This is a genomic window from Acinetobacter sp. C32I (assembly GCF_023702715.1).
In the GTDB taxonomy this organism is placed as follows: domain Bacteria; phylum Pseudomonadota; class Gammaproteobacteria; order Pseudomonadales; family Moraxellaceae; genus Acinetobacter.
Genome location: NZ_CP098480.1, coordinates 2,225,929 through 2,250,401 on the forward strand (window position 1 = coordinate 2,225,929; position 24,473 = coordinate 2,250,401).

Annotated in this window: 26 protein-coding genes and 4 tRNA genes; 6 read left to right on the top strand and 24 right to left on the bottom strand. The window is 41.6% G+C overall.

All coding sequences use genetic code 11. The features are described from left to right. Window positions 1-118 precede the first annotated feature (118 nt). On the bottom strand, window positions 119-754 hold the full coding sequence (locus NDN13_RS10665) for a nuclease-related domain-containing protein (RefSeq protein ID WP_251115448.1): 636 nt from the start codon (window positions 752-754) through the stop codon (window positions 119-121). An 80-nt stretch (window positions 755-834) separates the two neighbouring features. Beyond that, window positions 835-1,302, bottom strand: a complete 468-nt coding sequence (locus NDN13_RS10670) for a DMT family transporter (RefSeq protein ID WP_251115449.1) — start codon at window positions 1,300-1,302, stop codon at window positions 835-837. Window positions 1,303-1,505: 203 nt separating this feature from the next. On the opposite strand from NDN13_RS10670, the gene NDN13_RS10675 reads away from it, so the two are divergent. Genes NDN13_RS10675 through NDN13_RS10685 form a run of 3 tightly spaced genes read left to right on the top strand, consistent with a single transcriptional unit; the run spans window position 1,506 to window position 2,957 of the window. Beyond that, on the top strand, window positions 1,506-2,036 hold the full coding sequence (locus NDN13_RS10675; RefSeq protein ID WP_251115450.1) for a PAAR domain-containing protein: 531 nt from the start codon (window positions 1,506-1,508) through the stop codon (window positions 2,034-2,036). Further along, complete coding sequence (locus NDN13_RS10680) at window positions 2,026-2,658, top strand: T6SS effector amidase Tae4 family protein (RefSeq protein WP_242726688.1); 633 nt, start codon at window positions 2,026-2,028, stop codon at window positions 2,656-2,658. The genes NDN13_RS10675 and NDN13_RS10680 overlap by 11 nt, the downstream gene beginning before the upstream one ends. After that, a complete protein-coding gene (locus NDN13_RS10685) occupies window positions 2,658-2,957 on the top strand; it encodes a hypothetical protein (protein WP_251115451.1) in 300 nt (99 codons plus the stop codon). Before NDN13_RS10680 ends, NDN13_RS10685 begins: the two co-directional genes overlap by 1 nt. Before the next feature lie 1,078 nt (window positions 2,958-4,035). Here NDN13_RS10685 and NDN13_RS10690 read toward each other — a convergent pair. The 14 genes from NDN13_RS10690 to rpe all read right to left on the bottom strand — a co-directional run bounded on the left by NDN13_RS10690 (window position 4,036) and on the right by rpe (window position 13,959). After that, window positions 4,036-4,112 (bottom strand) — tRNA-Pro (locus tag NDN13_RS10690). 4 nt (window positions 4,113-4,116) lie between these two features. Continuing rightward, window positions 4,117-4,192: transfer RNA gene (locus NDN13_RS10695), tRNA-His, on the bottom strand. 36 nt (window positions 4,193-4,228) lie between these two features. Continuing rightward, window positions 4,229-4,305, bottom strand: a tRNA-Arg gene (locus NDN13_RS10700). A gap of 68 nt (window positions 4,306-4,373) precedes the next feature. Then, window positions 4,374-4,450: transfer RNA gene (locus NDN13_RS10705), tRNA-Pro, on the bottom strand. A gap of 143 nt (window positions 4,451-4,593) precedes the next feature. After that, window positions 4,594-5,658, bottom strand: coding sequence for a quinolinate synthase NadA (gene nadA, locus NDN13_RS10710; protein WP_004655525.1), 1,065 nt, complete (start codon window positions 5,656-5,658; stop codon window positions 4,594-4,596). Between the two features lie 143 nt (window positions 5,659-5,801). Further along, on the bottom strand, window positions 5,802-7,022 hold the full coding sequence (argJ, locus tag NDN13_RS10715) for a bifunctional glutamate N-acetyltransferase/amino-acid acetyltransferase ArgJ (protein ID WP_251115452.1): 1,221 nt from the start codon (window positions 7,020-7,022) through the stop codon (window positions 5,802-5,804). A 349-nt stretch (window positions 7,023-7,371) separates the two neighbouring features. Continuing rightward, entirely contained in the window at window positions 7,372-7,860 is a 489-nt protein-coding gene (locus tag NDN13_RS10720) for a methylated-DNA--[protein]-cysteine S-methyltransferase (protein ID WP_251115453.1), read from the bottom strand. Window positions 7,861-7,877: 17 nt separating this feature from the next. Next, a complete protein-coding gene (locus tag NDN13_RS10725) occupies window positions 7,878-8,195 on the bottom strand; it encodes a DMT family transporter (RefSeq protein WP_004655532.1) in 318 nt (105 codons plus the stop codon). A 168-nt stretch (window positions 8,196-8,363) separates the two neighbouring features. Continuing rightward, on the bottom strand, window positions 8,364-8,909 hold the full coding sequence (locus tag NDN13_RS10730) for a hypothetical protein (protein WP_251115454.1): 546 nt from the start codon (window positions 8,907-8,909) through the stop codon (window positions 8,364-8,366). 1 nt (window position 8,910) lies between these two features. Next, on the bottom strand, window positions 8,911-9,411 hold the full coding sequence (locus NDN13_RS10735; RefSeq protein ID WP_251115455.1) for a cobalt transporter: 501 nt from the start codon (window positions 9,409-9,411) through the stop codon (window positions 8,911-8,913). Between the two features lie 82 nt (window positions 9,412-9,493). Continuing rightward, a complete protein-coding gene (locus tag NDN13_RS10740; protein ID WP_251115456.1) occupies window positions 9,494-10,396 on the bottom strand; it encodes a copper resistance protein B in 903 nt (300 codons plus the stop codon). Further along, the gene (locus NDN13_RS10745; RefSeq protein WP_251115457.1) at window positions 10,383-12,407 is read right to left on the bottom strand and encodes a multicopper oxidase domain-containing protein; all 2,025 of its coding nucleotides are present in this window, start codon (window positions 12,405-12,407) and stop codon (window positions 10,383-10,385) included. The genes NDN13_RS10740 and NDN13_RS10745 overlap by 14 nt, the downstream gene beginning before the upstream one ends. A 70-nt stretch (window positions 12,408-12,477) precedes the next feature. Beyond that, window positions 12,478-12,903, bottom strand: a complete 426-nt coding sequence (locus tag NDN13_RS10750) for a hypothetical protein (protein WP_005312373.1) — start codon at window positions 12,901-12,903, stop codon at window positions 12,478-12,480. 369 nt (window positions 12,904-13,272) lie between these two features. Then, on the bottom strand, window positions 13,273-13,959 hold the full coding sequence (rpe, locus tag NDN13_RS10755) for a ribulose-phosphate 3-epimerase (protein ID WP_004804570.1): 687 nt from the start codon (window positions 13,957-13,959) through the stop codon (window positions 13,273-13,275). A gap of 181 nt (window positions 13,960-14,140) precedes the next feature. Here rpe and NDN13_RS10760 point away from each other — a divergent pair, with 181 nt between their 5' ends. Then, window positions 14,141-14,416, top strand: a complete 276-nt coding sequence (locus NDN13_RS10760; protein WP_251115458.1) for a DUF2218 domain-containing protein — start codon at window positions 14,141-14,143, stop codon at window positions 14,414-14,416. Window positions 14,417-14,541: 125 nt separating this feature from the next. Further along, the gene (locus NDN13_RS10765; RefSeq protein WP_251115459.1) at window positions 14,542-15,549 is read left to right on the top strand and encodes an OmpA family protein; all 1,008 of its coding nucleotides are present in this window, start codon (window positions 14,542-14,544) and stop codon (window positions 15,547-15,549) included. A gap of 89 nt (window positions 15,550-15,638) precedes the next feature. On the opposite strand, the gene fghA is transcribed toward NDN13_RS10765, so the two are convergent. The 7 genes from fghA to NDN13_RS10800 all read right to left on the bottom strand — a co-directional run bounded on the left by fghA (window position 15,639) and on the right by NDN13_RS10800 (window position 21,731). Further along, window positions 15,639-16,478, bottom strand: coding sequence for an S-formylglutathione hydrolase (fghA, locus tag NDN13_RS10770; RefSeq protein WP_251115460.1), 840 nt, complete (start codon window positions 16,476-16,478; stop codon window positions 15,639-15,641). Then, window positions 16,447-17,892, bottom strand: coding sequence for a C13 family peptidase (locus NDN13_RS10775; RefSeq protein WP_251115461.1), 1,446 nt, complete (start codon window positions 17,890-17,892; stop codon window positions 16,447-16,449). Before NDN13_RS10775 ends, fghA begins: the two co-directional genes overlap by 32 nt. A gap of 203 nt (window positions 17,893-18,095) precedes the next feature. Then, the gene (locus NDN13_RS10780) at window positions 18,096-18,905 is read right to left on the bottom strand and encodes a class I SAM-dependent methyltransferase (protein ID WP_251115462.1); all 810 of its coding nucleotides are present in this window, start codon (window positions 18,903-18,905) and stop codon (window positions 18,096-18,098) included. Next, on the bottom strand, window positions 18,905-19,726 hold the full coding sequence (locus NDN13_RS10785) for an undecaprenyl-diphosphate phosphatase (protein ID WP_251115463.1): 822 nt from the start codon (window positions 19,724-19,726) through the stop codon (window positions 18,905-18,907). Before NDN13_RS10785 ends, NDN13_RS10780 begins: the two co-directional genes overlap by 1 nt. A gap of 8 nt (window positions 19,727-19,734) precedes the next feature. Then, window positions 19,735-20,433, bottom strand: coding sequence for a tRNA (adenosine(37)-N6)-threonylcarbamoyltransferase complex dimerization subunit type 1 TsaB (gene tsaB, locus NDN13_RS10790; RefSeq protein ID WP_251115464.1), 699 nt, complete (start codon window positions 20,431-20,433; stop codon window positions 19,735-19,737). Between the two features lie 131 nt (window positions 20,434-20,564). Continuing rightward, window positions 20,565-21,092 carry a gamma carbonic anhydrase family protein gene (locus NDN13_RS10795; protein WP_162180581.1) on the bottom strand — a complete coding sequence of 176 codons (528 nt, stop codon included), beginning with the start codon at window positions 21,090-21,092 and terminating at the stop codon, window positions 20,565-20,567. 24 nt (window positions 21,093-21,116) lie between these two features. Then, the gene (locus tag NDN13_RS10800; RefSeq protein ID WP_251115465.1) at window positions 21,117-21,731 is read right to left on the bottom strand and encodes a CoA pyrophosphatase; all 615 of its coding nucleotides are present in this window, start codon (window positions 21,729-21,731) and stop codon (window positions 21,117-21,119) included. Between the two features lie 120 nt (window positions 21,732-21,851). On the opposite strand from NDN13_RS10800, the gene NDN13_RS10805 reads away from it, so the two are divergent. Beyond that, complete coding sequence (locus NDN13_RS10805; protein ID WP_251115466.1) at window positions 21,852-22,400, top strand: NUDIX hydrolase; 549 nt, start codon at window positions 21,852-21,854, stop codon at window positions 22,398-22,400. A gap of 41 nt (window positions 22,401-22,441) precedes the next feature. Here the strand turns inward: NDN13_RS10805 and filF are convergent, their stop codons facing one another. Next, window positions 22,442-24,451, bottom strand: a complete 2,010-nt coding sequence (filF, locus tag NDN13_RS10810) for a putative pilus system protein FilF (protein ID WP_251115467.1) — start codon at window positions 24,449-24,451, stop codon at window positions 22,442-22,444. Window positions 24,452-24,473 lie beyond the last annotated feature (22 nt).

Consider the following 24,473-nt stretch of genomic DNA (forward strand, 5'->3'; position numbering starts at 1 on the left):
CTGTTGTAGTTGTCTAACCAATTCATATCAATATAAGCAACTTAACTGGATCATCATCAAAGCGCAATAGCCAAATCAAGCAATGCCCTTGCAGTAAAAATGCAATCTTATTTAGAAGCTAACTTAATTTCTCTTTCTCTAATTTTTTCTGTTTCAGATACTCAACATGTTGACGATCTGTTTTCCACGATTGTTCCAATACTTCTTTTTCAATACGATAGCGAATTCTTTTCTGTTTCATGGGGCTGATCACCTCCTCATTGAAACTTTTCACATATTTCAGCCAAGCCTTACCTCGAAACACATTTTCAGGCATTTCTGTTTTAAATTCACTGCGAGGCGTAAAAACAATAACCGAGTGCAAATATTGTGGATCTAACACGTCATTTAGCACCATCTCTAGCACTTTGCTATGTTTGTAATTCTGATGTAAAGGATTTTGAAATTTATAGCTTTTCTTATAGATCTTTTGCGTCCATTGTTTTTGTCGAACACCACCAAAAATCCACCCCGTATAGTTCTTCGTTTCTATAATAAAAACCCCATAAGGACTTATTAAAATATGATCAATTTGAGTTGTGCCTTGCTCGCCATCAGGGATCGTCACATTGTTTAATAACATGTACTCCTCTCCTAACCCCTTTTTTACATGAGCCGAAACCATCAACTCCCCTATTCTTCCTTTAAAATATGGTGAGTTCAAATAAACGAGAATAGCAAGAATAATAATGAAAAATATAAAGTATAAAAGCATATTCCCTTTTCCCCAGTAGTTTTAAATTTAATTCAGTAAAAAAGATCTAAAATTTTAAAATATATTTTTTCAATGCGCACTTAATTACTTATATTTCTATATTCATTATAAATTAGTATCAAACCACCAATAAGGATAAAAAACAGACCTAACAGCTTTAATCCATCTATTTTCCTAATTTGCATTCCTAGAAGTCCAGTACTATCAATAATCGTTGCAAAGAGCATTTGTCCTAAGAAAACCCATAACAATGTATTTGTTGCTCCTATTTGAGGAGCTGCAAGAAACATACAAAGAATATAAAGAGAGCCAAGAAAACCAGGAAACCACATCCACCATGAGGTTTGTTGGTATAACGGAAGTTTAATAGTCCCATCAACGATTAATGCGATAATTAGTAATGCAATTGCTCCACCAATATAAAGCACAAAAGTTGATTGAATTTGAGAAGCACCACTTGTATTTCGAAAAGTATTTACCATTGCGAGCTGTAATGGAACGATCACACCTCCCAATATGCTAATAAAGACATAACTAAGGTTTTGCATGGTCATTTTCTCTTTTTATTTTGATTTAATCATATCGCAAATACCCAGCTTAACTCACCATTTTAGCCACTTCCTATTAACACATCAGGACAATGTTTGCATTCCACTTTACTTTGAATAGCCAAACCAAGTAAATAAATCACTTATTAGTTTTATTAAAACAAATTTTTCAAATAACTGAATATTATTTACTGGATAAAATAATGAAGGCACTCATCACCAAAGGTTGTCATACAGACCACGGTGGCATAGTACAAGAGGCAGATCACACCTTTCTCATTGAAGGGATTCCAGCACATGTAGAAGGAATGAAGCACTATTGCCCCAAATGCCAAGTGATGGCTACAGCTCAATCCTCAGGCAAAGGCTTTTTAATGGCAGGCACTAGAACAATTATTATGGCAGGTGACAAAGCCACTTGCGGTGCAACCTTTTTTCCGAATCAAAGCCTTGTGGTGAGAAATAACGGAATCGGTGCAGGCGCGAATAGTTCATCCTCTGTTAGCAACTTCCTCAATACCAGCAGCCCTCAAGTTTTCGATGAACAAGTGGCAGCTGAGTTTAGTTTTGCCGAAGGTATGCCCTACTTGATTGAAACAGCTGAGGGTAAAATCTTTCAAGGCACAATTGGCGCTGATGGGAAACTGCCACGGATTGAAACCAAAGGACATGCTTCTTATAAACTCTATTTAGGTGAAGAAGCACTCACCAAGCGTGGTGGTGATGCCAGTTAATCAATCGGGAACAGTTAAAACAAATCCCAAACGAGGCTCTGTTGCGGCTTGTAGTATGGTGGGTATTGTGCCAATAACATTTAAAGAGTTATGGACAAGCTATGTTAAGGGTACGCCGTATACAGTAAATGGAGATATTCCAAAGGGCTTTGAAAACCAGTGTGCAATTCGTATGAGCGCAACGCTGCATAAAGTTGGCGTTAAGATGAACACATTTTCGCAGAACAATATCAAGCCAGAAGGCAAAGCGCCTTCCCTTGGGCGCATTCTCCTTAACGGTATGGCTACAGCTACACGCGCCAACGAAATGTCTAAATGGCTTGAGACTCGTCCAGTTTGCGGGATTGGTCCTGGGCAGAATATTACAGGCTCCAACTGGAAAGACAAAGTTAAAGGAAAGACGGGCATCATTTTTTTTGGTGATTATTGGCAACGTGATGGTGAAAGTGCTGACACTTCTAGTGGTGGTCATATTGATCTATGGAATAAGACTACAATGACACCTAGTCAAACGAACACCATTAGGTTCACTTTAGGAATCAATAGAATTAGCTTTTTTGGTTTGTATACGATGTCAGATTTAGGTAAGGCTAAGAAAATCATGTTTTTTGAGGTGAAGTGATGAACTTCTTATTTGCAGTTTTCGGTACAGTTATAGCACTCATCTTTTCTGTCGTTGCTCAAAAGATTTACTTTTCCTTGACTAGTCGTTACTACTCATTCGAACATAGTTCAGGACCTTTTAGTGATGTTTACTGGATGGTGGTGACGTTCACCCCACTCCTTGGCGCAGTGTTTGGCTGGAAATATAGATCTACCAAGAATAAAAACCTTTTATGGTTCTTCCCAATCTATTTTATTGTAATGTACTTATTTCATTGGTACTCAGCTGTATATGCAGGTTATCCCTTCTTTTCATAATTCTAAAATGAGAAACTATTCTAAATAGAGTAAATAATGAAGAAAATAATTTACCCAATTTTAAGTATCATCCTTGTAATAATTATTTTTTTGGGGCTACCTCTAATCTATGAATTTATGATTCCTAATTCATCTGTATGTGCCGAAGGGTGCAATCCAACATTTAGGAAATTTGTATTTTCGTTTGCTCTTATAAGTTTAATCATAGCACCCACACTTGGTTATTTATTAGCAAAAAAAACTGTTAATCGTAAAAATATTTATTCCTTTCTTACCTTCTATTTAATAATTTATTTAGTTATTGTTTGGTACGGCACAGGTTATGGCTACGGACTAAATCTAAGCTATTAAATAGATGACTCTCTAAAAAAGAATGAATAAGTTTTTGTATATTTGCATTGGAATCATAGTGACATTTTCTCTTATGATCATAGTCCCTAATTTGTATTTAGCTATTATTGATCGAGATACCTGTCGGGAGGGATGTAGTCGAGCATACAATGATTTTTGTTTGTGGGTATTTCTTATATCAATTTTCTTTGGAGCTGCTTTAGCCTATCTAAAGAGTCTTAAAAAAATTTCATATAAAAGCATATTTTTCTGGGCAATTTTATTTTCAATCATTTGGATAGCAACAACATGGTACGGCCTAGATTATGGGTATGGAAAAAACCTAAGTTATTAAATTTGAGGTCAAATGATAAAAAAGATTCTATACCCAATGGTAGGGGTAATATTTATTTTAACAATTATGCAGTTTTCATATGACCCATTTGTTTTTGTTACAGGAAAAATCCCCTGCAAAGAAGGATGCAGTACTGAGTTTATTTCCATACTCAAATATTGGTTTTGGGGAGTAATACTTACGACAATTACATTAAGTTATTGCTACGCGATTCAAAAAATAAAGAAATTAATTTTATTTTTCTATTTCAGTTTATTTTTTCTTACACATATATTTTTAATGTGGTACGCCTCGACCTATGGCTACGGACTCAATTTAAGCTATTAACTTCAAAAAATCCAGACGTAAAAAAACCGCTAACTTAGCGGTTTTTTATCTCATCTTTTAAGATGATGGTCGGAGCAGTAGGATTCGAACCTACGACCCCCTGGTCCCAAACCAGGTGCACTACCAGGCTGTGCTATGCTCCGAAATTGGGGTGAATGACGGGATTCGAACCCGCGACAACCGGAATCACAATCCGGGGCTCTACCAACTGAGCTACATCCACCATCAAAACTTTGATTCTATATACCAAGCTGCCAAATGGCGCGCCTGACAGGATTCGAACCTGTGACCATCCGCTTAGAAGGCGGATGCTCTATCCAACTGAGCTACAGGCGCATAACGATGATAATACTATCACGATACTTCGCCGATATTTAAAACTATGTTTTTCAACACATTTTAAATGGTCGGAGCAGTAGGATTCGAACCTACGACCCCCTGGTCCCAAACCAGGTGCACTACCAGGCTGTGCTATGCTCCGATTTCTTTTCAGCTTTTAGTGTATCGCACATCGTGCGGTACGGTGTGCATTCTAGGCGCGACGCCCTAGAACGTCAACACCTATTTTCCAAAAAACTAATAAATCCTTATCAAATGTATATTTAACAAGCATTTTCAGACATTTTAGCGTTTCAAAGAAGCACTAAAGTTCAACATTCGATCTAAGGGTAATTTCGCACGTTCAGCTAGGGCTGGATCAACGTGTATTTCTTGATCAGCATGCTGTAATACATGCAAAATACCATCCAATTCGTTCATTGCCATCCACGGACAATGTGCACATGAACGACACGTTGCACCCTCACCTGCAGTTGGTGCTTCAAATAATTCTTTATCTGGTGCGGCTTGCTGCATTTTATAGAAAATGCCGCGATCTGTTGCCACGATCATTTGTTTATGCGGCAAGGTCTGTGCTGCTTTAATCAATTGCGAGGTACTTCCCACCGCATCAGCAATATCTACCACCGATTCAGGTGACTCAGGATGAACCAAGACCGCAGCATCAGGATAGAGTGCCTTCATTTGAGCAATACCACGCGCACGGAACTCTTCATGCACGATACATGCACCATCCCACAACAACATTTCAGCGCCAGTTTTCTTTTGAATATAGCGACCTAAATGCTGATCTGGCGCCCAAATAATTTTTTCACCCAAGCTATCTAAATGTTCAATGATCTCTACCGCACAGCTTGAAGTCACGACCCAATCAGCACGTGCTTTCACAGCCGCTGAGGTGTTGGCATAGACCACCACGGTATGATCAGGGTGTTGATCACAGAATGCAGTGAACTCATCGACAGGACAGCCCAAGTCGAGTGAACAAGTTGCTTCTAGGGTTGGCATCAACACGGTTTTTTCAGGGGATAAGATTTTTGAAGTTTCGCCCATAAACTTCACGCCTGCCACCACAAGCGTTGTTGCAGGATGATCACGACCAAAACGCGCCATTTCCAATGAATCAGAAACACAGCCACCCGTGAGTTCGGCAAGCTCTTGCACTTCCGGATCACAGTAATAGTGAGCCACAAGCACTGCATTGCGTTTTTTCAACTCTGCTGCAATTTGGGCAAACTTTTCTTGTTTCACTTCTGGGCTAAGGCTATTGTCCTTTGGCTCGCCCAAACGATCTAAATGCGCCTGCACAATATTTTTGGCTTCGTTCGCAATTAAATTCGCATCATTCATAAAACGTCTTCTCTATCCTGCGTGCTTGCATCACTGCAAACTTTTAACGTGGGTAATGGCGTGATCATTTGGGAAAAATCACCTCATCCACAAACTAGCTTATAAAAAAAGCCCCACTGTGGAGGCTTTATTATAACGCAAATTTATGAGCGATAATCGGCATTAATTTTGACATAGTCGTAAGAAAAGTCACAGGTATAAACCGTATCTTTTGCTGTACCACGACCGAGGTCAATACGAATGCTAATTTCCTTCTCAGCCATGACCGCTGCGCCCGCTGCTTCGGTATAGTCAGGGTTTGCACCACCATCTAAGCAGATTTGTACATCACCAAGCCAAACTTGAACTTTGCTGCTATCTAGGTTTGGCACACCCGCCTTACCAATCGCCATCACAATACGCCCCCAGTTTGGATCTGAAGCGAATAAAGCCGTTTTAATTAACGGTGACTCAGCAACGCTATAGGCCACATCACAACATTCTTGGGTATTGGCTCCACCTTCCACCTGAACGGTAATGAACTTGGTCGCACCTTCACCATCACGCACAATCAATTGCGCCAAACGATTCATAATACGTGCAAGCACATCAAGCACTTGTTGATAACGTGCGTCGTCTTGACTCTGAATTTCAGCACCGCCAGCTAGACCCGTTGCGACAAAGATACAAGAGTCATTGGTCGAGGTATCACCATCAATGGTAATGCGGTTAAAGGAATGCTCAACCGTGGTTTGCAGTAAACGCTGTACCAATTCAGCACTAATCGGGGCATCGGTTGCAACGAAGCTGAGCATGGTCGCCATATTCGGACGAATCATGCCTGCACCTTTGCTGATTCCCGTCATGGTATAGGTCACACCATCCAGCTCAAACTGTTCAGATGCACCTTTTGGTATGGTATCGGTGGTCATGATGCCTGATGCCGCTTCCGCCCAACGATCCGCATTTAAATCATTTAATGCAGGTTGAATGCCTTGTACTAAACGTTCAATCGGGAGTTGCTCACCAATCACACCCGTTGAAAAGGGTAAAATCTGATTGGCTTGAACCCCAGTTAACTCAGCTAACTTGGCACAAGTCGCTTCTGCATTTTTATAACCAACTGTTCCTGTTGCAGCATTGGCATTACCCGTGTTGATAATCAGGTAACGTGGGGTATTTTCTGTTAAATGCTTTTTACTCAATTGAACAGGCGCAGCCGCAAAAGCGCTTTGGGTAAATACCCCTGCAACATTTGAGCCTTCGGCAAATTCAAAAATGACTAAATCTCGTCGATTTGGATAACGTACATACGCCTCAGTTGAGCCAATTTTTACACCCTGCACCACATGCATAAGTGGCATTGTTACGTCACCAACAGCCATTTTTAAACTTCCATTCAATTTGTTATGAAAAAGAAAATGAATACATACCCTATATATGAGACTCGGAAAGATCATCTACAACCTGCGTGGTATTTGTAATATCCCGTTTCTGCGATAGATAAAACAAATGCAACAAGTGAACAGGTTTTGTAGATGACAATGCCTTTGGTTACTTTGGGCGAAACCAAAGTAACTCGAACCGAAGGTTATTCCTAATATTGAATTACACTAAGCAAGACACCGCCTCGCTAATAACTGAGTTACGGTTCAAGTCATAAAATATGTCGATTCATATCTGTTAAGTAGCTTATTCCAAAAAGAAATGAAAATCGAGTATTAACACTACAGATTATGGAATTTGGCTTTGCTCTAAACTCAGTAAAATCTGCTTCTTATCCAGACCACCTGCAAAACCCACCAAAGCCCCACTCGCCCCAATCACCCGATGACACGGCGCAATAATCGAAATCGGATTCTTCCCATTGGCGGCTCCAACAGCACGAACCGCTTTTTCATTCCCTAACTGAATAGCAATATCTTTATAACTGCGTGTTTCCCCATAAGGAATACTCAATAAAGCCTGCCAGACTTGTTGCTGAAATGTAGTGCCTTGAAAATCAAGTGGTAAATCAAACTGCTGACGTTGCCCTGCAAAATACTGTTCTAATTGTTGTTTAACGTTATGCAGCATTGGATGCTGGCGATCTTCAATCAGCTCAGAAAGCCGCACCCGTTTATGGTCTTCATTGTCCCACATCACAGCGACAAGTGCCTGATCATGAGCAACCAGCTTTAATGCACCCACAGGAGAATCCATGTACATATACACCAGTTGCATCACGCGCTCCTCAATCATTAATTTGACGATAACTTCATCAATACAAGACCTGAAACGATTAATACCGCTGCGATCATGCGCATAGCCGTCATCGGTTCATTCAAGATCAAAATGCCGACAACAAATGATCCTATTGCCCCGATTCCCGTCCAAATGGTATAGGCCGTTCCAAGTGGTAAAGTCCGCATCGACATGGAAAGTAATACCACACTTAAAATCATGAAAACAATGGTCACGATACTTGGCGTTAACTTGGTAAATCCTTCAGACATTTTCATAGAATATGCCCAAATAACTTCAAAAATACCTGCCAAAATTAAAATTGCCCATGCCATTTTATTACGCTCAACTTTATCGAGTGTCGGGTCGTCCCAACGTGATTCTTTCGAGGGAGGTCGTCCTCCTAGGTGCAGCAGTGTACTGTAAAACATGAAAGTTATGTGATTTGTTATGTATCTAAAATCACTAAGGCATTGAAAAGATAAATGTTCTATTCAAATGCATTACTGCCAGATAATCTGATCGACCCGCATCAACTCACATGCACCATTCCCCGTATCCTCTCGAGATAAAGAACTCTTCCAACGCCAGCCATCTTGGGTCTGAATCTCAATCAGAGAGCCTTTTAAATACACCAGATCATCTTGCTTAATTTTTTTCATTTGTGTTGCAATTGTGGCATTGGCGGGAACCAGATGCATATTGGCACTATGTGTTGCAATCTGCCGAAGTGAGATTGGCGGTTCGTGATCAATAGACCAACGATACCAGCGGTTACTTTGAGAAATATCAAGCTGTTTGTAGACCTGAGGATTGGCCATTTCCCCCCAGCCTACGGCGATATCCATAGGAGAAAACTCAGCTTCACGCCCTAAATGATAGTCTTCTCTCGACAGTACACGAAATGAGCCTTCATAATTTTCTAAGGCCACAACTTGTACCCCTTGCTGAGTCGTAATCTGACTGATATCAGGTATCGGCTTAATCCATTTTGTCCACAGCATCCAGCCGAGTGCAATCACCAGCAAGCCATACATCCATCTCGGCATGTTATTGATCCTGTTTATTGCCTAAAGCTTTTATCCATTGCTTAAATCGCGTTAAAGCAGTTGAAAAGAACTGTTGAATCAGGCTTAAGACATTTTCATCTTGCTGCTGATCTTTATTCTGAGCGACTTGTGATTTAGAGGTCGCCAGTTCCATCGGTTCATAATGCGGCATGGTTTGCTGTAATTCCGCACCAAGATTCAAGCGCTGTAATGCGGCAGTCACCTCAGCAATCGGGTCCTGATGATAGAGGGCTAAATGGCGTGCTTCTAAATCAATACAGTGTTCAATGAGTTGATCTGAAAAAGGCAGTAATGCTTTTCTTACGCGCTGCTCTTCTACAGCACTACTCATATGAGGGATATAGTAAAAACTCACATTCATACTGCCATCGGCAGGAATCAACTCAAGCTGAGAAGCCGACACACGTTGAGATTTTTCTCTCAAGTTAGTCGACGCGTTTAGTTTATCTATTATTGGATTATCTTGTTGTTCTAAAGCCATTTATGCACCATGAATGACTCAAAAAAGATACTGTCAGTATAAACCAACAGTATCTTGAAAAAATGACATTTTAAACAAAATATCAGAACTTTAGCGACAGACCAGCACCATAGACCCAACCTGTTTTGGAGTCACTGGCGGTTTGCCAGTTGGTTTCCTTACGCCCTTTGCTATAACCATAGCCAACATCGATAAAAGGCATCACTCGATTCTTGACGATTTCATAGCGGGTTTTAACCCCCACTTCAGCATCGGCAAGGCCTGTTTTAGCGGCATACTTGGATTCATCCCGCAGTACCCATTCCATTTCCAGATATGGCTGCAGGATCAACTTTTGAGTCAGCAACAAATCTCGTTCTGTTTCCAACACAAAGCGCCATTGTTGGTCTTGTCCAACATACAGATGCGCATCGGTTTCGAAGAAATACTGCGCCATGCCGTGAAAACCGACAACACCCTCAAATTGTTCCTTATCCACATCACGATCAGGGTTATAGCGATAATTTACCCCAGCTTGCACATCCCAGAAATCTGCAATATTCCGACTGTATAGCGCAGCCAGACTTTGCTCCGATTTTTCTGACTCGGCCTTGGCATAGTCCGCGATGATAAATAATTTATTTTCATCAGTTCCCACCCAAGTTTTTAACTTGGACTTGAGCGTGCCCTGCCCATCTTCATCAAGTAGCCATTGCGTATCTAACTGCGTCGACTGATAAATCTGTCCACCATGTTCCTTATAATGGTCAGCATGCCCATCTTGATTCTGCATCTGAGGGGAAATGCTTGGGCTCTGATGCTGTGAATGGTCCATCGGCATGGATGCATTCACTGTCATGTTTTGCTGTGCCGACATATCCATTTGCATCGAGTGATCATGTCCTTCATGTGCATAGGCCAATGCACTGAAAGAAGAGACAATGCCACCAATTGCCAATAATTGTGTATAACGTTTCATCTTAGAAGATTGCTTAGTGATGTGCATGGCTCGCTCCTTGAGATGATTGAACTGGTGTTGTTTGTGCTGCTTTGCTGTCATCCACATTGGCGACAATTAACTTACTCATCATGCCCGCACTCATGTGATACAACAGATGACAATGGATCGCCCATTCACCGATTTCATCCGCAGTCAATAAAGCCGTAACCGTCTTACCTGGCGGTACAACCAGAGTATGTTTATTTGGCATATCTTGAGGTGCCTGACCATTTTCCAGCTGCATAAACATGCCATGTAAATGCATCGGATGCGCCATCATACTGTCATTGACAAATTTGAGTCGGATACGCTCGCCATAACGCACGGTTAAAGGCTTAAAGTCAGGATCGCTAAATTTCTTGCCATCAATGGTCCAGATATAACGCTCCATGGTTCCACCCAAACGGATTATCACTTCACGTTCTGCTGGACGGCTATAGCTTTCAGGTTGTGGCTTTAAAGATTGCAAATCTGCATAACTTAACGCTTTATGGCCTGCTGGCGTTGCCGCATTGGCCCAGCCTTGCACAGTATCCGTGTTTGATGTGTCCGTCGTAGTGGCAGCTGATTGATGCTGGCTATGGTCCATATTGCTCATATCCATTTGAGCATGTGCACTGTGATCCATAGCAGGCTGCGAAGTCGTTGCAGTCTTCGCCTTATCTTGCGGCATCTGGTGCTGGCTATGATCCATCTTGCCCATATCCATTTGACCATGTGTACCATGATCCATAGCAGGCGGCGAAGTCGTTGCAGTCTTCGCCATATCTTGCGGCATCTGGTGCTGGCTATGATCCATATCCGCCATATTCATTTGGCCATGTGCACTGTGATCCATAGCGGGCTGTGAAGTTGTTGCAGCCTTCGCCATGTCTTGCGGCATCTGATGCTGGCTATGATCCATCTTGCCCATATCCATTTGACCATGTGCACCATGATCCATACCCATATCTTCCATGGTTAATAAGGCACGTGGACGCGCTTTAGGAATCTGAACCTTTTGGGTATTGGGCGTCATGCTATTGTGCAGTGAGCCAATAGCAAAGCCAGTACGGTCAATCGACTCTGCTTCAATCTGATAATGAGCTTGTTTGGGCTCAACCAATACATCATAAGTTTCGGCTGTTCCAATACGGAATTCATCCACAGGAACAGGTTTCACGGGCTGGCCATCGGCACTGACCACCGTCATTTTTAAGTTGGGAATACGTACATCAAAGAAAGACATTGCTGAAGCATTGATAAAACGTAAACGTACTTTTTCACCCGCGTTAAAAGCACCGGTCCAGTTTTGTTGTGGTGTCTGACCATTGACCAAGAAGGTGTAGCCATCTACATCGCCCATGTCGGTTTTGGCCATACGCATCTGATTCCATGCGGAACGGTCTTGCCAGGTGGCTTTTAAACCCTGCGTTTTAACTTGTTTCCAGACATCACCCAGTGTTTCACGATGATTTTGGTAGTATTCCGCAGACTTTTTCAAATTCGCCATGATCTTGTCACTTTCCGTTTCATGGAAATCCGACAACATCACCACATAATCACGTTCAGCTTTTTCATGGGCAGCAACAGGTTGCTTGCCTTTTGGATAAATCACCAACGCGCCATACAAACCATCTTGTTCCTGCCCTTTGCTATGTGCGTGATACCAATAGGTGCCGTTTTGACGTACTTTGAAGCGGTATTCAAAACTGCCATTCGGCTTAATCCCTTGGAAACCATTAAAACCTGGTACACCATCCATCAATCCAGGTAACAGCAATCCATGCCAATGCAAAGAGGTATCTTGATTTTTGAGTTGGTTATGCACATGAATGACCGCTTCATCACCCTCTTCAAACTCTAAGAGCGGGGCGATAAATTTACCGTTTACGGTAATGCGTTTGACGGGCTTACCAGTGACATTCACCATCCCTTCATTAATGTTCAGATGATATTCTTTAATTGCAGCCAAAGTATAAGGCGCAAACAATAGGCTTAAGCTAGCGACAACACCAGCATATAGTTTTGAAGACATGATAATTTCCTAATCTGTTAGCTTTTCAAATTGCTCTATTCATGAATAGAAAGAGCCGAGTAAAGACAGATCAGGCTTTAGGAGGGCGTAAAATCTCTTGCCAATAACCAGCAAGGTGTCGAGCCTGATAATCCGTATTGGTACGGGTACTCAACTCTAAAAATGGCGAAGACGTTAGACTTGGGCTATGTTGATCCAAACCTAAATTAATGCTTTGACAATGTGAGGTACTATTGCAGTCCAGACAATGTTGATCGCTATGCATTTTCCCATCATGGCACTGTGCTGAACTGAGTGAGTCACTTTTCGAACTTGGCATCTGATGATGTTGATCCATCATTTGCTGATCGTGACACGCCATGCTTGGCATAACCGTTGAAGTATTTTGATCGGATTGAATCGCTTGAACAGCAGCAACAGCCACGCCACTTCCCCCGATGAAAAATATCATCAGGAATACAAACCACAGGCGTTTGTATCGCTTAAGAAGTTGCACTTATGTTCCTTATTCCAATCATCAAAAAAATAACTTAATCTGCCTAGGATAATTTCTTTTGCAGTTATGCACAATCATCTTTGTGTTTGAATTTCGATAATTCCACCCAAACCTCACTCCAAACTGCTGCTTTATCAAGCTAAACAGTACATCAATAAGCATGAGCAAAAATAAAGCAAAATGAAGAAGTTAATGCACAAAAAAAGGACAGAAAACTGTCCTTTTTTCATCATTTTGTTGCCAATATAAACAACTGAAATCATTTTGTTTATTTTAACAACATTTTATCCACCTGGTTATCAACACGGTTATCCACCGAGTTATAAACAAAGTTATCCACAAGAGTATGTGAATAATAGAATGAAAATACTAAACTTCTTTTGCACCAACTTGTGCCAACTCTGCACGCATTTGATCAATCACGGTTTTATAGTCTGGCTGACCAAAAATTGCTGAGCCTGCAACAAACATATCTGCACCGGCTTCTGCGATTTCACGAATATTGGCCGGTCCTACACCGCCATCCACTTCTAAACGGATATCACGACCACTGGCATCAATAATTTTGCGTGCTTGACGAAGCTTTTCCAAAGTCATTGGAATGAATTTTTGCCCACCAAAGCCTGGGTTTACACTCATCAATAGAATTTGGTCAACTTTATCCAATACATAATCAAGATAGTGCAACGGTGTTGCAGGATTGAACACCAAACCTGCTTTGGCGCCACCGGCCTTAATCAACTGTAACGAGCGATCAATATGATCCGTTGCTTCTGGGTGGAAGGTAATAATATCTGCACCGGCTTCCAAGAAATCACCGATCATACGATCAACAGGTGAAACCATGAGATGCACATCAATCGGCGCTTTGATGCCATAGTTTTTCAGTGCCTTACATACCCCTGCACCAAAAGTCAGGTTAGGTACATAGTGGTTGTCCATCACATCAAAATGTACAACGTCTGCGCCCGCAGCTAGAACTTTCTCTACATCTTCACCTAAACGTGCAAAATCAGCAGATAAAATCGAAGGCGCAATTAAATAAGGCTTGGACATGGACGACCTGGCAAACTCTAAGAAAATAATGTAAGGATTATAGCAAATTTAGCGGACTTAAGTCTGTTACAAAGTCATTATTAGGACATTGCAAACTTGCAACAACGCGTTGCATCTGAACTATTTTTATCTTTTCTCAGCTTTGCTATGGTATGGAGTGAAATAAGAGGATGTCTAAAACATGAACAGTACGACTCAAATCACAACCACTGAAGGAAAACGAATCAGTAAGCGCTTACTGAACCATTGGAAACATAAGTTTGAAGTCTTGGAAACTGAAACCCACTCAAAAATTTTTATGCCGACAGCCACGGTGACACTTACACCACAGGAACAGCATTTGGCTGTACTGATTGAAAATCAACAAGAAGATGTAACGCGTCTAGAACAGGTGGTACTGGATCATTTAAACCGGATGGCACAACAGGAATTCGTTGCTGAATGGCAGCATAGTTAAAAACTAAAAAAGTGTTAAATCAGCGGGCAGATCCGTATTTCAACTCGATCTGTCTGCTTAAATCAGATGAATTAAAAATAGTATTTTTTTTTGGATATCCTGTATGCCTTAAATAGGGAAAACATATGAATAAGAAACTTTCATCCGTCATGTTAATAACGGCAATCATCAGCCTAATAACCATCGGTTGTAGTAAAAAACAAGAAAAGCATGAGGCAGCCGAGACAAGTGCGCCAACAACAGAACATCAATCAGTAGAAACCCAGTCAAAAACAGCTAGCTTCAGTATCGATCAAATTCCGATTTCGAATGTTGAACTTGGAGATTTTCCATTTATTCAACTCCCTAAAGGCTATCATTTTGCTCATCAATCCACTGAAAACTTCGCTCAAATGGAGTTTTGGGTCGGAGACAAACTTGAGAAAGTTGAGGGTCAGCTTTTCAATGGACGGATCGATGCTGAAGAAAATAACAAACAAGCCTCCTTTTTGGAGCTACAGCGTAATTTGGATGCGGTTATTAGCAGCCTAGGCGGCAAAAAAATTACAGACAGTAAAATTCCGACCGAACTCAGTACCCAACTTTCAGAAAAATATGGTGTCGCTTATGTGGATGGATTAGGAGATATTTATAACAATCCAACACAAAGCTATGTGATTCATCAAAATCATCGAGATATCTGGTTTCAAATCACTCAAAGTGGACGATCAGCGGGTTTATTGGTCTTAGAAACCCGACCTATAGAAATCACTGCACAAGCCCTATCTGCAAATCAGTTAAAAGCCGCTTTAGATCAAAATAATAAAGTTGATATACAGATTAACTTTGAAACAGATAAAGCCACACTGTTAGCAGATTCACATGAACAAATTACCCAAATACTGAACTTATTAAAAAGTGATGATGCGCTAAAACTTGAAATTAATGGCTATACCGATAACTCAGGCGAGTCCATACATAATTTAAAACTCTCTCAGGCAAGAGCACAAACTGTTGTCAAAGCATTGACCGATGCAGGGATTGATCCATCTCGTTTAAAGGCGCAAGGCTTTGGCGATAGCAAACCGGTTTCCAGTAATGAGAGTGAAGCTGGTAAAGCAAAAAATAGAAGAGTCGAATTAGTAAAATTATAATGCGCTAACAAATTAGGGGCTGTTGGCATTTCAGCTATGCCTTATGTTATAAGCTCAAACAACAGCCCCTAAGCAGAACCTTTCGGTTGTTAATTTTTTTCTAATTGAATCGCATGGAATTGTAAATGATCATCGATAAAACTTTGAATGAAGTAATAGCCGTGATCATAGCCTTTGTGTTGGCGTAAAGTCAGGTGCTGCCCTGCATCCAGACAAGCTTGCTTAAACTTTTCAGGGTTCAATTGCGCATAGAACTGATCATCCAGACCTTGATCAATTAAAATTTCATCAAATACACGGCCCTTTTGCTGAACCAAAGCCGTCGCATCATGTGCGAGCCATTGTTGTTGATCAGGACCTAAATACTGGCTAAATGCCTTTTCACCCCAAGGACAAATACTTGGTGCACAAATTGGCGCAAAGGCCGAAACCGATTTAAATTGCTCTGGGTATTTAAAGGCCAAGGTTAGAGCGCCATGTCCACCCATTGAATGCCCGAAAATACCAATTTGGTTTTCGATCACAGGTAATTCCTGTAAGACATGCGCATACAGTTCATCAACCAGATAGGACTCCATCTGATAATGCGCTGCCCAAGGCTGTTGCGTTGCATTGAGATAAAAGCCAGCACCCTGACCAATATCCCAGTGATCGCCTTGAGCCACACCATCTCCACGTGGAGAAGTATCCGGCGTAATCAAAATCAGACTTAATCGAGCAGCCATTCGTTGCGCATGTGCTTTGATGGCAAAGGTTTCTTCGGTACAGGTCAGTCCCGCAAGATAAAACAAAGCTGAACAAGACTTGCCTGCCAAAGCAGCAGGAGGCAAATAAACACCGACCTTAGTGCTTCCCTTTAAATGTTGAGATTCCAACTGATAAATACGTTGCTCACCCTCAAAACAGCGGTTTTTTTGCAGTAGCTGCATGTTCATCATCCTGTGTTTTGGTTATATCTGTTGAAGCGATATTCTGAGTTGGAAATAAATAGGGCTCAAGCTGTGGCAACATCAGTTCCATGTTGCGTCCAATCGCCCACTGAGGCTCAGAAGGTTCTACGCCCTGTGCAATTTCCCATTTGGTTACCGTTTGCTTGGCCTGTTCAAATGCAGTTTTCATTGAATATTGTTCGCGCATCGCCAAATCAAAGAACGCTCGACCAAAATAAGTATAATCTGCTTCATTATTACAGCCAAACGAGGTTTTATCCGCAGCAGATGCGGTAATAATTAAAGTATCCGGTGACTGTAATGCTGGAATAAAACTGCCTGAATAACAGGCTGAAATCACGATCACACGCCAGCGAATCCCCGATTTATCCAAGGTTTCTCTTAACCATTTTGGATCAACCTGATCTAAATCCAAGGGTGCATTTTCAATTTCAAAATGATTACGCTCACCATGCGAGGTCATATACAGAAACAAGACATCACTATCCCGATTCATTTGCTGACCAATACGGCGTAAAGCCAACTCCATACTGGTTTTAGAGGCAATCGGGACGTCTAAGCGTGTTGCAGGATTATTAATCAGCATAATCGAGCGCCCAAAGGTTCCAAAACGCGTATCAAACTGTTCTCTTATCCGCTCGATTTCAGATTTAAACACATCCACATAGCTATCACCTGCCACGCCCATAAAGTACCAATGACTTTTGGCGATATCACCATATTGAATCTGATCCAACGCTTTATCTAACAAATGACTTTGTGCATAGAAAGCATCTTCAGCAAAACTTGGCGGCGTTGCTTCAACTTTCCAAATCGGCTGATCTTTCACTGAAAGCTGCCAAACCACCATAGTGGCGATGGTTGCGACAAAGACCAAGGCACGTTCCCACCACGGCCAGTTTAAAGCACGTGAAAAAACCCAGATCACAGCCAAACTTTGCCAAACAAAGAGACCCACAAACAAAGGTGGCAGGAAGCCGTTATAAATACTGTCAGGAATGAAATTGAGATAGCCGTTCGAGCCCAAATACTGAATGATGCATTGCAACAATAGAATATTGGTATCCAACACCAACCATAACAAAGCAGGTACCAGCATCAGACGCGGCTGGTTCATGCGTTGCGAAAGGAAAATACCGACAATGAGCGCAATAAACGGCCAAAGCGCATAACCAATCAGACCTTGGGAGTTAAACTCTCCCACTTGCCCAGCCACCAACCAGCTATATAAAGAGTTGGTACATCCTCCGAGAATTCCCCAAATAATCAGTTGGGTAATCGAGGGATGAACGATCTGTAAGGAGCGACGTGACCCGAGGAACAACCACATTCCAGCAATTTGGTTACTTTTAAAATCATGCCAGATATTAATAGAGGGTTTGAGGTCGATCATAAAATTCTTCGGGAGTTTCTCTTTTCAAGCCTAAACTGAAAATATGCCATTCTAATCATTGAATGGACAGTACTTTTCCTAAAAGACGCGATGCGTGACTGTAGTGTAAGCTCGACAAGAATTTTTTAGCAATCATGCTTTTGCACTATATCACAAATCTTTACCGAGCATTGACGCAAGCCAAACAATCATTCAATTCTGATTCAAATTTGACCTTTTGGAAAATAGGCATCAAAACGGCAGGCATCACCGAGCCATTGATGATCAGGGGCTTGATCTGCCAGATAGACGGCATGGCGTGGGCGCTTCACAATGACACGTTTGGCAATTTTCTGCGCTAGATGTAGCAGTTGATCACCTAAATCCATCTCGCCATCTTCAGGCAACAACATATGCAGCAATTGCATTTGTTTTTTGACTTGTGCCTGCTTTTTGACTGCTTGTTGATTCTGATCACGCTGTGGAAACATTGGATCTAAATACACCACATCCACCTGCTCGCCTTGCTGAGCTAATTGCTGTAAATAGGTATTGGAATCTGCATAAATCAGCTCAATTCGCTGCATAGAACTTTGTAAAAATGGATCTTGCTCAGCGTTGGCTTTGCTATATTCCAATAGCATAAATAGAATCGGATGACGCTCAACTAAACGAACATTCGCCCCCAGATGGGCCATCAATAAACTGTCATGCCCTAAACCTGCGGTGGCATCAATTAAGGTTGGTTTTTCCCCCAACTGACAGGCTCTGGCAATCATTTCTGATCTAAGACTGGCTCTTTTTAGGCGAGGAATTTCAGCACGCCAATCAGGCTGCATTTTCATGCCATTGGCAGCGAGACTGAGCCCATCCTCATCCAAAACCAATGCCATGTCAGGATTCAAACGTAAAAAACGTGCATTAATTTTTTCAACAACCTGCCCGTTGAGCTGCACATTTAGTTCAGCCAAACGGGTTTGCAGTTGTTGAAACGGTTGTTCATATTCCGCTGGATACCAACATCGCATTTGCATTACCAATGCACCCAACCTGTCCACCATGTTGCAAGAATAAATAAACCAAAGATAATGCGATAGTACGCAAATGCGGTGAAGTCATGTTTAGAGACATAACGAATCAAAGCGCGAATCACCACCAAAGCAGAAACAAAGGCAACAATGATTCCTACGCCTAGCACAGCCATATCATTGCTATGCAACTCATGACGCATCTTGTACATATCCAGTAAGCCTGCACCCATCAGCACTGGAATCCCTAAAAAGAAGGAAAACTCTGCTGCAGCTTTACGTGATACGCCTAAGAATAATGAGCCAATAATGGTCGAGCCTGAACGAGACGTTCCTGGAATCAAAGCCAGACACTGAATCAAACCAATTAAAGTCGCTTGTTTAAAACTCAGATCATCCACTTCTTGAGTGACGATCTGATGTGGACGGCGTTCCGCCCATAAAATAATAAAACCACCGACAATCAAGGCAATCGCAACGGTAATCGCATTAAATAAATAAGCTTTAACCACATCGCCGAAGGTCAAACCAATAATCACAATTGGAATCGAGGCAATAATCAGATTCAGGCTTAAACGGCGACCTTGCTCTTGCCCTGTTAATGCACCAATCAGTGCACCCCACAATTTACCCCAATATTCATAGATCACGGCTGCAATTGCACCAATCTGTACAGCCACCGCAAACATATCCCGTTTTTCAACAGTCCAGAAATCCAACAGCTGACCGGTTAAAATCAAATGTCCTGTACTTGAAATCGGTAGAAATTCGGTAACCCCTTCCACCAACCCCATAATTGCTGCTTTAAATAGCAATAAAAGATCCATAATTAACCTTAATTCGCTTTACCTTGTTCGGGAATTTTTTTCCAAGCATCATCACGTAAATACACAGGCAGCGCATATTCAGCATCAACCCATTTTTGTTGTGCCGCATATACGCGGGCAATGGTTGCAATGTCCTGCGCCGTTGCCTTGATGTTGACATTTGATGTGTGCTGATTGGAAGCCGCTTCTGAGTCTATGTCAGTTGGCTTAATTAATTCTGAACCCGAACCGATCGCTGTAAATTGACAATACGCTGTGGCCTGCTCATAACTTAACAATTTCTCATCATCAATGGCCTGCATCATGCCCTGCCCATCTAGACTAAAATTGGCAATATAGACTTCTTGCATACGCGCATCGAGAACAGCTGTCACCTGCTCTAAGCCATTGAGACGATAAGCCGCCTGCGCCAAAGCCTGTAAACTTGAAACAGGAATAACAGGTAAATCTTGCGACCACGCTAAGGCCTGTGCTACCGCCGCATTGATGCGTACACCACTGAATGAACCAGGACCACGACTAAACGCGATCGCAGTTAAGTCAGCCAATTGCGTATCCGTTTGCAACAGGGCTTGTTCCGTTAAAGGTAAAATGGTTTGAGTTTGTGCCTTGGTTCGCTCATCCAATTGAAAATAGAGTTCTTGAGTATCATCAATTAATGAAACAGAACACTGCTCATTTGCAGTTTCCAATGCAAGCAACTTCATGCAAAAACCTTAGAGAAAAAGAGATAAAAAACGTCGAGTATCATACTCCACTCAAACGCGATAGGCGAGTTATTGTCTTTTTATCACCATAAAAAAGCCAAGCATAAACTTGGCTGATTACACTGAAATGATTAAAACTGGAACGGCGCTAAATCTAAGAAATTTTTATAATGTTCGGCATAATGCAAGGCACTTAAACGCAATCGGGCAGCGCCCTGCTCATCCAGCGTTTTCACTACTTTACCCGGTGATCCCATCACGACTGAATTATCAGGAATCACTTTCCCTTCAGGAATCAGTGCATTGGCTCCAATAATACAATTCTTGCCAATCACTGCATTGTTGAGGATTACAGCATTCATGCCAATTAAGGAATTATCGCCAATCGTACAACCGTGCAGCATCACCTTATGCCCAATCGTGACATATTCACCCACATTCAATTCGATGCCTGCATCAGTATGTAATACTGCATTTTCCTGAATATTGGAAAAATTGCCAATCCGAATCACGCAATTATCAGCACGAACCACAGCACCAAACCAAATGCTGACCTGACGTCCTAATTCAGCCTGACCAATCACGGTCGCCGTAGGTGCAACCCAACCATCCCAAGGTTCATGTAATGCTTTTGGACTCAATCCCTGATAGGTATACATCATGATAAAAAACTCTTTTAAAGATTAGAACTTTGCAATACCAAAGTGAGGTGGATTCACCAAGAACGGCCAATTTTTTTGATAACCTAAACCGTACTGAAATAAGGAAATCAGCATCCGAGCTGTCAGCCCCCAAACAATTTCACTCTCGACCTGCATACTTGGAAAATACAGCGATTGTCTCGCCAAACGGACTTCATAAGGCAACGGTGGTGCATCAATCAGTTCCTGCAAGGGGACAAAAAAGATTCGATCAATTTCGGTGGGCTGAGCAATTAAGTCGACTTGAGCAGGGATTAATCCCACAATCGGTTTAACCGAGAGACCGCTTCGTGCACGTTGAATCGGTAAATCACCTAACAACTTTACATCAAAGGGATTTAAGGCTGTTTCTTCCTGTGCCTCACGTAAGGCAACCACGATATTACTGGTATCACTCGGATCACGCTTGCCACCAGGGAATGATACCTCCCCCGCATGTTGCGACAGTTGCATTGAACGGCGGGTCAGTAAAACTTTGGGTTGCGGCTCTTGGGTAATTGCAATCAAAACAGCGGCATCTGCCTGCTGGATTCGTTTGGAAAAACGCAACCGTTGTTGTAAAAGCTGTATTAACGATGGTTCTTCCATATGACTCATCTCTTTTTCTCTTTTTCCTTATCCAGCATCATAGCCGAAATTTTAACTGCAATCATAGATCATGATGCGAAGTCATCAAAATTCAGTTATGCTGAGCTATCTCTACGGTTGATGATAATTATGAGCTTTTGCGTTGCGTGTGGACATCAAACTGAAGCAAAAATTCCACTCGGTGATCATAAAACACGACTTGTCTGCACTCATTGTGGCAACATTCACTACGAAAACCCCAAAGTGATTTGTGGTGCATTGGCCCTATGGGATGACAAGGTGCTGTTATGTCGCCGCGCAATTGAGCCACGCTATGGCCTATGGACTTTACCTGCCGGTTATATGGAGCTCTTTGAAACCATGGAGCAAGGTGCGGCACGTGAAACCCGAGAAGAAGCCGAGGCCGAAGTAGAAATCGAACAACTGTATTGTATGTACAATATTCCACGTATTGGCCAAATCTATGTCCTATTCAAAGCGCATTTAAAACAAGGCTTATTTGGTGCGGGCGAAGAAAGCCTTGAATGTCGTCTATTTGAAGAACATGAAATTCCTTGGACAGAACTGGCTTTTCCGAGTGTAGAACAAACACTTCGACATTATTTTGCTGACCGTCAAACGGGACTATTCCCAACCCATTTAGAAACGCTGGGAACACGGCTCGATCATACAGGTTAAATAAAAAAGACCGCAATTGCGGTCTTTTTTATTGATATATATTAAGATTTCACTTTAATTGCATTACATGCAGGAATCTTTTGATCTGCGATACGAATACTTGCAGTTCCTTGATAACCTTTTGCAAAAGCACGCTCTTGAGCTGTTGGTTCAACAAACTTGCTTTTATCTGTTCCTTCTTTATCGTAAGCATTGATATAAGCGGTCAGATATAAAGCTGAATTATTCAACCAAGAAACCGTATTATTTGAGAAGTTGGTTAAGTTAATTCCTGTAGCTTGACCATTTAATAAGTTATGCACATTGATTTTCGCACCACTAATATTATTCTGGCCATTTAAAGAGGTAAAGTTCAAACCAAGTAATACACCATCAATTGTCCCAAATTTTGGATTTGCAAGAATCATACGGACTGTAATCGACTTATCATTCGCTGAATAAAGTGCCCCACCCGTCGTACCCACTCGATATTGCGTTACACCATATTCATCAATAAATGTACCATCTGCCTGTGACTCTGCTTTAGCACAGCTTCCTGACATATCGTTTGCCGTCGCATCCTTTTTAATATCAGTACGAATATCTCCATGCTCATCAATCACAATGCCTAAATCGACTGGTGCAATGCTAGTATCCTGAAATTTAAAGGTCAGGGTTGCGTATAGTGGGAATGCATAACGCTGCCCAGTTCGAACATTTGCTTCTGTCGTAAAGACATCTTTCGGCAAATAACTGGCTGGGTTGACCTTAAACACATCCGTCACCCCCTTATAATTTACGCCAGCAATACTCTGCTGCCATAAACCTAAATCTTTTGCATTATTAAATGGGTCTGTAGATTTAAACTTCATCAACTGGCGATAGACCGCTTCAGTACTTGCAATATTGGTTCCATTAATCAATTTACCCTGTGTCATTAACACATCTTCGGCAGCGTTATTGTTTAATGTAAAGCGTAATGGCTGGTTTGGGTTAATCTCTTGATTCACTAAGTTAAACCATTCTTTTTGGGCATTGATTTGAAGTTTGTCTGGTTTTATTGTTCCCAATAATACGATTGGCGGAGATACGACACCATTGGTAATAATTGGACTTCCTCGCCACTGCTGACCATTACCGATAATATACCCTTGACGATCCGTCAACAGCTCAAAACGTCCCATTGAATGGAGGAGATTAGCACTTTTACCATCCAGACAATCCGTATACAGCTCTTTATTACATCCAAAGAGACCATCTGGAAATACGCCACTTCCTTCATTAGGAACTTCAACAACCGCGCCATTACTTCCTGCTTTAAAAAGAGGTAATTCGGCATACCAAATCCCAATATTGCTTAGATTCAGTAACTGAGTAACGACAGCAAATGCCTGATCATCACTGACTTTACTGACATCTAACCATGGTTTGATAATTTCAGCATATGCACCACTCATTAATTCAGTGGCACCTATATCGCGGCTTAAATTCACAAGTGTATTTTTCTTCTCAAGCGTAAACTCAATCGGTTGTATGTCGCCAATAATGTTACTACCATCTACTATACTCTGGCTTTGGAAAATTTTAGCCAAAGCCATCGCCACTCTAATTGTATCATCACTGGCACTTAAGCTAGCTGGCGTTTGTCCAGTCAATCCTATTGCTAGATCAACAATTCGAATACGAGCAGGTACCCCACCAACTTTCGTTTTTGTAATTTTATCTAGTGGAATCGTACCTAAGCTAATTTTTCTTGGACTACCTTCACCTTGTAAGTAGAAAGTAACTGTATCACCTAACTTACATGCACCAGTGACAATATTGCTATCTAACTTTGTTGCAAAGTGATTGACCTTGTCACTGCTACAATCAAAGTTGATTCCTGCGGCTGGATAATCTAAAACAAATTGTAAACAATCCGTTGCTGTCACATCACAACTGGTATTTGAAGTAACACCTGTTACGCCTTTAGTAGGATCTTCATTAATTTTGGAACTTTCACTACCACAACCATGTAAAAAAATAGCCAATGTTGAAAGTGCAAATGGCAGTAATATTTTTTTGTTCATCATTGGTTCATCCCATCCGTATTAT